The organism is Ruegeria sp. BHSA163 (assembly GCF_059613365.1).
This window is the reverse complement of the sequence record NZ_JBXWSJ010000057.1, coordinates 20,127-27,472: the sequence shown is the minus strand read 5'-3', so window position 1 is coordinate 27,472 and position 7,346 is coordinate 20,127. Positions and strand designations below refer to the sequence as shown.

The 7,346-nt window shown below is 52.6% G+C and carries 6 protein-coding genes, 1 tRNA gene and 1 pseudogene; 4 read left to right on the top strand and 4 right to left on the bottom strand.

Annotated elements, in window-relative coordinates:
* The 3 genes and pseudogenes from AC2FNV_RS19760 to AC2FNV_RS19750 all read left to right on the top strand — a co-directional run.
* Nucleotides 1-240 (top strand): annotated as a pseudogene (locus AC2FNV_RS19760) (ectoine hydrolase DoeA); the annotation flags it as partial.
* Between the two features lie 3 nt (nucleotides 241-243).
* Nucleotides 244-1,230 carry a N(2)-acetyl-L-2,4-diaminobutanoate deacetylase DoeB gene (gene doeB, locus AC2FNV_RS19755; protein WP_170605657.1) on the top strand — a complete coding sequence of 329 codons (987 nt, stop codon included), beginning with the start codon at nucleotides 244-246 and terminating at the stop codon, nucleotides 1,228-1,230.
* A gap of 734 nt (nucleotides 1,231-1,964) precedes the next feature.
* A complete protein-coding gene (locus AC2FNV_RS19750) occupies nucleotides 1,965-2,408 on the top strand; it encodes a hypothetical protein (RefSeq protein WP_170610619.1) in 444 nt (147 codons plus the stop codon).
* A 336-nt stretch (nucleotides 2,409-2,744) separates the two neighbouring features.
* Here the strand turns inward: AC2FNV_RS19750 and AC2FNV_RS19745 are convergent, their stop codons facing one another.
* The 4 genes from AC2FNV_RS19745 to AC2FNV_RS19730 form a co-directional block, all read right to left on the bottom strand.
* Complete coding sequence (locus AC2FNV_RS19745) at nucleotides 2,745-3,011, bottom strand: helix-turn-helix transcriptional regulator (RefSeq protein WP_170605661.1); 267 nt, start codon at nucleotides 3,009-3,011, stop codon at nucleotides 2,745-2,747.
* A gap of 265 nt (nucleotides 3,012-3,276) precedes the next feature.
* The gene (locus AC2FNV_RS19740) at nucleotides 3,277-4,257 is read right to left on the bottom strand and encodes a tyrosine-type recombinase/integrase (protein ID WP_170605663.1); all 981 of its coding nucleotides are present in this window, start codon (nucleotides 4,255-4,257) and stop codon (nucleotides 3,277-3,279) included.
* Between the two features lie 125 nt (nucleotides 4,258-4,382).
* Nucleotides 4,383-4,459: transfer RNA gene (locus AC2FNV_RS19735), tRNA-Pro, on the bottom strand.
* A 122-nt stretch (nucleotides 4,460-4,581) separates the two neighbouring features.
* A complete protein-coding gene (locus tag AC2FNV_RS19730; RefSeq protein ID WP_170605665.1) occupies nucleotides 4,582-5,697 on the bottom strand; it encodes a THUMP domain-containing class I SAM-dependent RNA methyltransferase in 1,116 nt (371 codons plus the stop codon).
* A gap of 300 nt (nucleotides 5,698-5,997) precedes the next feature.
* On the opposite strand from AC2FNV_RS19730, the gene AC2FNV_RS19725 reads away from it, so the two are divergent.
* Nucleotides 5,998-7,341: a Na(+)-translocating NADH-quinone reductase subunit A gene (locus tag AC2FNV_RS19725; protein ID WP_170605767.1), complete on the top strand. Its 1,344-nt coding sequence runs from the start codon at nucleotides 5,998-6,000 to the stop codon at nucleotides 7,339-7,341.
* The last annotated feature ends 5 nt before the right edge of the window (nucleotides 7,342-7,346 follow it).

The following is a 7,346-nucleotide window of genomic DNA, read 5'->3' as shown; positions in this document are numbered from 1 at the left end:
GAGAAATACAATCGTACCGGCTATCCGATCGGAATAAGTTACCCACCAGATTGGGGTGAACGGACGATGTCGTTGCGCCCCGGCGATACAACAGTTTTGCAAGAGAATATGACTTTCCACTTTATGACAGGACTCTGGATGGAGGATTGGGGGTTTGAAATTACCGAGACCATTCGTATTGGTCAGACAAATCCTGAGTGCCTCTCAAACGTGCCGCGTAAAATGTTGGTTAAGGACTAGCCGATGAAAGCGAACCCAATCTCGCCGACGATTCCTTTGGATCAAGATGGTGTTCACCATGGGTTTCTGAGATTGCCGTATAGTCGGGATGACAGCGCTTGGGGTTCGATCATGATCCCGCTGACGGTAATCCAGCATGGAAAGGGTCCTACCGCATTGTTAACCGGTGCCAATCATGGCGATGAATATGAGGGGCCAATAGCACTGCACGAGTTGGCTGTAACGACACGGGCCGAAGATGTATCAGGGCGGCTTATTGTTGTCCCCGCCTTCAATTATCCCGCCTTTCTGTCGGGCAGCCGCACTTCACCAATTGACAAAGGAAACTTGAACCGCTCGTTTCCTGGGCGACCTGACGGAACGGTTACGGAAAAAATAGCAGATTATTTTCAACGCACATTGTTGCCAATGGCTGATATTGCGGTTGATTTTCATTCCGGCGGCAAGACACTTGACTTCGTACCATTTGCCGCAGCGCATATCTTGGATGACAAGAAAACGCAGAAGGAATGTTTCGCTGCAATGAAGGCGTTCAACGCACCGTATTCCGTACAATTGTTGGAGATCGACAACTTGGGAATGTACGATACAGCCGTCGAAAATCTGGGAAGAGTTCTGGTCACAACTGAATTGGGCGGCGGCGGCACGTCCACTGCGCAGACCAACGCAATAGCTAAAAAAGGTCTGCGCAACGTGCTTATCCACGCCGGGATTCTGCAAGGTGAGATGCAGTTGGACCCGACAATAAATGTGACGATGCCCGATGAAGACTGTTTCTTGTTCAGCGATGGCGAAGGACTGCACGAGGCGGTGATTGATCTGGGCGACCGGGTGGAAAAAGGCGAGTTGATTGCTCGGGTTTGGCCGTTGGATCGTACAGGGGTGCCGCCTCGAGAATATTACGCGCGCCGCGAAGGGCTGTTGATCAGCCGCCACTTTCCTGGCCTCATAAAATCTGGCGATTGTGTTGCCGTGGTAGGCGTGAGTTGAATGTTTGCATAGGAATGAGCAGTCCGACCAATAGAACCCGTTAAATTCTGATGCGCGAAAGAAAGCCAACGTATTTCACAGCGGTGATTTCTTGTCTCCGAACGACGACGTCGTCAGGTCGTAGGTGTTCTGTACAGCGTCGTTGAAGTTCCCGCGGGTTTGTTATCTGAAAACTCCGTCGAACCGGTTTTATGTTTTCTAGCGCCGACTTCATTCTTCAGATTTGGGCAATCACATTGCAAACGAGGAATATTAAATACCCACGTATCAGGCTCAGTTTCATGTATTCAACAACAATACGCGGGGATTTAATCAAAATAACTAGGGAAGATTTTACTTCCACTTATGACCCGTACATCCAATAATACGGATTTTTCACCCAGATCCGAGGGCCGCTCAAGTCGTCGCCAGCCGTCTGCAGCGCGGCGTGTTCTTTGGCTGGAGAATGACCTCAGTGAGTGGTTTTGGTTCCGCAAGAACCGTTTTGTCCGCAAAGCACGTTCGGTATTTCTTTTTGAGGCCCGGAAAAAGTGATGTTGAGGGCGCGTTTCAAAGCGTTTTGGTTGGCCTGAAATTTGACAAAACGGAGCGTTGAAGTTGTTCAGATCGATAGGGTTTCGGTTCGCCTAAAACTTCGTCGAATTGCCACAACTACTTGGAAATAATACGACACTTAACGTCTTATTTTCTGACTATAGAACAGGTGAGTTGTCTCAGAAGGAGTATCAATCGTGATGACGCACCCGAAAAAGGGCTTGGTTCAGGCCTTTACATTAGTTTTGACTTTCACTGCAGGACTATCTTCAGCGGCGGCGGAAAACTCTGCGCCTCCTATCAAGGATGCAGGCGTACTTGCATTCAGTCCCGACGGCACACTGTTTGTTGGGGATTCAGTTTCAGGTGCTATTTACTCATATGAACTTGCGCAGACACAGCCTGCAGCTGGCGGGATGGTTCAGGATATTGATGACAAAGACGTCAAAATTTCTGGTCTGCTTGGTGTGGGACCGAACGACATCTCAATCAATGATCTTGCAGTTCACCCGGTGTCGAAAGAGGTCTTTGTGTCAATTACCAGAGGTCACGGAACCCGCGCGCGTCGTCGTCATTCAAGCCGAGCAAGTCTGCAAGTTCCCATGCCTCTTCAAGTTGCCCAAACACTTGTACAATTGCCTTAGGTAGATCAAACGTTTGCGGCTTTTCAAACCAGGCGTCTGCCTCCTTTATGATATCGATGTCAACGCCAACGTACGCCTGGAAGAACTCTTCCTCACTAATGCTTGCCTCTCTTTCAGCAAACTCCTTCGCCATTTCGCGCAGATACTCTCGTCTCCGCTCGTTCGAGAGCCAATCATGGATCCAATCGCGATAGCTCCTCACTTGGGTTTCTCTTGAGGAGAGCACGAACTCTTTCATCTCGCTACGAGGATCCGGTTCGCCATCATCGCGATCTCTGTAGCCGTTTGAGGGTGGGGCAGGAGGTAGAGTACCAGACCTTTGCAATTCTTTCATGCTCACTTTTCGATATCCTTTTCGAGTTGGGGTAGTGTGCTGCATTCGCGACCTCGATCCGACGAGTTTGTCGGTGGTCCAATTTGTGTCCGCCTACGTATCCAAGTGGCCAGGTCACATCGCCGATAGAGAAACACACGCGCATTGATCCTAATCGCTGGCGGCCCATCGTGGCTTCTTCGCAATCGGTTGAGCGAGGCCGGACTGATGCCCAGAAATTCGGCAGCTTCTGCGGTGCTGCACAGTGACTGTTGGGCTGGATCGCTCATTGACCTCGGCCGATTTGTTGGGTGAATTTCCTCGGCGTGACGATGTTGCTGTCAATGCAGTCTGCAGGTCTTGGCCGTTATTAGGATCGTATCAAATTGGGTTGGTTTGGTCAAGTTTGTGATCGCGAAAATTAAATAAAAACAATAAATTAGTGGTACATTGTGGCACGTCAGCATGCATGGCGTAACATTGTTCCACTCTGCTCAACTATCCCACCAAGCCGAAGGCGGGGGCGTGTGCTGAAACAAAACTTCATGGGGTTGGTCATTCGCTTGCGTGAAGCTTGGCGACGATGTCGGACGCCCGCAGTCGGGCGTATCGTTCGAGCAGCACGCCTGCATCACGATGGCCCGTCAGCATTTGCACTTCAGCGACAGACCATCCTGCGAGCAATTTGTCCGTTGCGGCCTGCGCGCGAAGATCATGCAATCTGACGTCTTCGACACCTGCCCGTGCGCGCAGACGTTGCCACGCCATTCGAACAGAGTTTGCGCTCAGAGGAATCACACACGCGTCTGTGTGCGGTAGAGCGCGCAATACTTCGACGGCTGTGGGCGACAACGGAACGAGTCTTGAGTGCCCGTTCTTGGATCTAGGCAGAAACACCGTACATGCACCAAGATCGACATGCTGCCACTCCATCGAAAGGAGCTCACCACGCCGCATCGCAGTCTCTCTCGCGAGAACCAGAATTGGTTTCAAGTAGGGGTTAAGGCACCTGTCCGCCGATCGAAGCAATCGTTGCCATTCGTCGTCAGTCAACCTGCGATCGCGTTGTTCCTTGATCCTTGGCCGTTTCGCGTGCCGGACCGGGTTCGCGTTTCTTCCGATGTCGCCAAGTACTCGGTCAATTGCTGTTTGCATAATCGACAACTCGCGAACCACTGTAGACGGCTTCGCATCTTGTAGGCGCTCGTCGCGCCAAGTCGAAAAATCTTCCACGCTCAGCGCTTCGACCCGCGATCTGGCCACCTTGGAACGTGCCAATGCCTCGAGTCGCCAGCGCTCACCCGGCATGTCTTCCACCAAACGGCGAAGTGCATCGGCAAGGGTGAGCAACTGAAGCGCATCTGCCTGCTTGCTTGCCGGTGTCGGCAAGGCTCCCCCGATTGCGTCGGTCTGCGCTTCAACGGCGCTTCCCCACTTCATCGCATCCGAGCGTCGTTCGAACGACTTGCTTGCCGTGCGGCCGCGACGTCTGACGATGCACTGCCACTTGTTTCCACGCTTCCTGATTGTTGCCATTCCGGTCACTCCAATAGCGGGGCAACGCGGTGCTGCGAGTGACGAGAGAGTGACAGACACTTGCACGACGGTGCGTGCTGATGGAAGCAACTGCAAAAGATGTCATACACATCAAGCAGTTGATTTGGTCGGAGTGAGAGGATTCGAACCTCCGACCCCTGCCTCCCGAAGACAGTGCTCTACCAGGCTGAGCTACACTCCGACCGTGGCGCGTGATCTATACTTCGGGATGTGGGTGCGCAAGAGGGATTTCCCAAACATAACACGAAAACCCGTTTCGCCGGGATTGGAATATCTGTTGGGTTTCCGGAAAAAATTGAACACTCATCTCAAAGGATCGGTGCGATACAACCTGATCTTTGTGCCGCCGTGATCTACCACCGGACCAGGCGGCAATAAGGGTAAGCGGGTGGCGCGAGCGAGTGATGAATTGCTGGTGACCAATCCAACTCGCCATCCCGAAAAACGGGCGATCAGAACTTTGCCAAGACTGCCATACAAAGACCGCAGCCGCTTGTCGTCGCCTATTCTTCCACCGTAAGGGGGGTTTACAATGATCAAGCCGCAGGGGCCTGGTGGGGCTTTAATATCGCTTAAAGACTTTTGGAGAAACTGGGTAACTTCGTTGACACCTGCCCGTTCCGCGTTGGCCTTGGCGCTTTCAACAGCTCCGGCGTTTCTGTCCGAGCCGAAGAAAGTCAAGCCGGACTTGTATTCTTGAGTGGTGCTGCGCATCTTCTGCCAACGAGCGCGATCAAAAGTTGCAAGTTCCTCGAAAGCAAAGTGTCGTGTACGCCCGGGGAGTAAACCGAGTGCAATCTCAGCCGCTTCGATTACGAAAGTTCCTGAGCCGCACATCGGGTCCAAAACAGGTTCTGATCTATCAAAGCTACACTCTCGGAGGAACATGGCGGCCATCGTCTCGCGCATTGGGGCCTTGGCGACAGCCACTTTATGGCCACGCTTGTGGAGCGGCTCTCCTGAACTGTCGACAGAGAAGGTGCAGATATCCTTTTCTATCCGAAGAAGGACGCGCAATTTGGCGTTTGTCGAAATGGGAGCGCCCAACGATTCTGTTATCGCGCGTTCCACCCGCTGCCGCGCGGCACCGGCATGATATATACGGGACTTTCGACTGATTGCTTCGACTTTTACAGGGACATCTGGGCGTAACACGTTGAACCACGGAAATTTTCGAGCTCGCTTGTCTAATTGCGCAAGGTGAACAGCTGGAAAACCACCCAATCGCACCAGAACCTTGTTGGCGCCCCGCAAGACCAGATTTGCGCGCCATACTTCGGACCAATCGCCGCGGCATAAAACGCCACCCGCAACAGCCTGTGCTTCGGTAAATCCTAACTGGATCGCTTCTGCGCAAAGCGGTGTCTCAAGGCCGGGCGTGGCGACCAGAAAAATTTCAAGATCATCGGTGTCTTCCATCGTGGTTCCTTACACCGGTTGTGAGGTGGGGGCGACAGCCAAATTTGATACGCGTATTTGCACTCAATTTCCGCATTCCACCCATAATGTGGTATTGATGTCGCGATTTGGTCTGTATCGGGTTTGCGTTTGCATTCGTCCCCGCGTAAAGGAGCCGTAATCGGGTTAAGGTCAGCTGTTTCCAACTAGCTGTTGATGAAATTGCGGCACCTCCGATACGATGATTTGTAGCGGATGGGGTTACCTTCGGATCATCGAGAACTGTTGGTGCAAGTAAAAGGCTTGGAAGAACGTAGTGACATGCAAACTTTCAAACTGAAAAAAGGATTGGACCTGCCGGTTCAGGGCGCACCGGCGCAGGAAATCCAACCAGGACCTGAATTTTCGACCGTAGGGGTTTTGGGTGGTGACTACGTCGGACTAAAGCCTAAAATGTTGGTCCAGGAGGGTGACGAGGTTCAACGCGGCGCGCCGTTGTTTTGTCATAAGGATGCTCCAGAAGCATTGATGGTTGCCCCTCTCAGCGGAAGGGTAGTAGCTATCAACCGGGGTGCGCGCCGTGTGTTACAAAGCGTTGTCATCCAAGTTTCTGATGTCCATGACAAAGGCGTCGATTTTGCCGAGATTGGCGACGCAACTAGTGCTGAAGGTGTAACCGCCAAGTTATGCGCTGCAGGTTTATGGACTGCCTTCCGCACGCGACCCTATTCAAAGATGCCTGTACCCGGAAGCAAACCCACAGCAATCTTTGTGACCGCGATCGACACAGATCCGTTGGCCGGGGACGCTGCGGTGATAATAAACGATGCGCCAGAGGCCTTTTCTGATGGTCTGGCTGCGGTATCACAACTGACGGATGGAAAGACCTATCTTTGCCAGCGCGATGGAGATTCTATCCCCGGAGATGATTTGCCGGGGGTCGAGGTGGCTGCATTTTCGGGGCCTCATCCTGCTGGGCTGGCGGGAACGCATATCCATTTTCTGGAGCCGCTTGTAGGCGATAAACAGGTTTGGACAATTGGCTTTCAAGACGTGATAGCGATCGGGCGTCTGTTTCAGACAGGGCACCTTGATCCCAATGTGGTGGTCTCATTGGCAGGACCGGCTGCGCGTCTGCCGCGCCTGATCCGTACGGTAATGGGTGCTTCAACCGAAGACTTGACCCGGGATGAGATCAGCGTGGATGGCACGGCTCGGATCATCTCGGGCTCGATCCTGTCAGGGTACCTTGCGGACGGTCCAACAGCTTACCTAGGCCGTTTCGCACGGCAAATTGCCATAATCCGCGAAGACCACGATCAAATAACTTTAGGATGGATTCTACCAATGCCATCCAAATATGCGGTACAACCTGTGCTTGGTTCTGCGTTCGCCAAAAAACTATTCGCGTTCACCTCAAATCTGAATGGTGGGCGACGCGCAATGGTTCCTACTGGTACATTCGAAGAATTAATGCCCCAGGATTATTTACCCACACAACTTTTGCGCGCGCTGCTGGTCATGGACACTGATACAGCACAGGCTTTGGGTGCAATGGAGCTGGATGAAGAGGATCTGGGTCTCGTGGGTTTTGCGTGCCCGGCAAAGTATGAATACGGGCTGGCGTTGCGCGACTGTCTGACAAAGATTGAAAAGGAGGGCTGAGCCAA

Excerpts from the sequence above, each read along its gene's own strand:
- doeB (WP_170605657.1), top strand. The coding sequence starts at position 244 with ATGAAAGCGAACCCAATCTCGCCGACGATTCCTTTGGATCAAGATGGT.
- AC2FNV_RS19750 (WP_170610619.1), top strand. The coding sequence starts at position 1,965 with ATGACGCACCCGAAAAAGGGCTTGGTTCAGGCCTTTACATTAGTTTTG.
- AC2FNV_RS19745 (WP_170605661.1), bottom strand. The coding sequence starts at position 3,011 with ATGAGCGATCCAGCCCAACAGTCACTGTGCAGCACCGCAGAAGCTGCC.
- AC2FNV_RS19740 (WP_170605663.1), bottom strand. The coding sequence starts at position 4,257 with ATGGCAACAATCAGGAAGCGTGGAAACAAGTGGCAGTGCATCGTCAGA.
- AC2FNV_RS19730 (WP_170605665.1), bottom strand. The coding sequence starts at position 5,697 with ATGGAAGACACCGATGATCTTGAAATTTTTCTGGTCGCCACGCCCGGC.
- AC2FNV_RS19725 (WP_170605767.1), top strand. The coding sequence starts at position 5,998 with ATGCAAACTTTCAAACTGAAAAAAGGATTGGACCTGCCGGTTCAGGGC.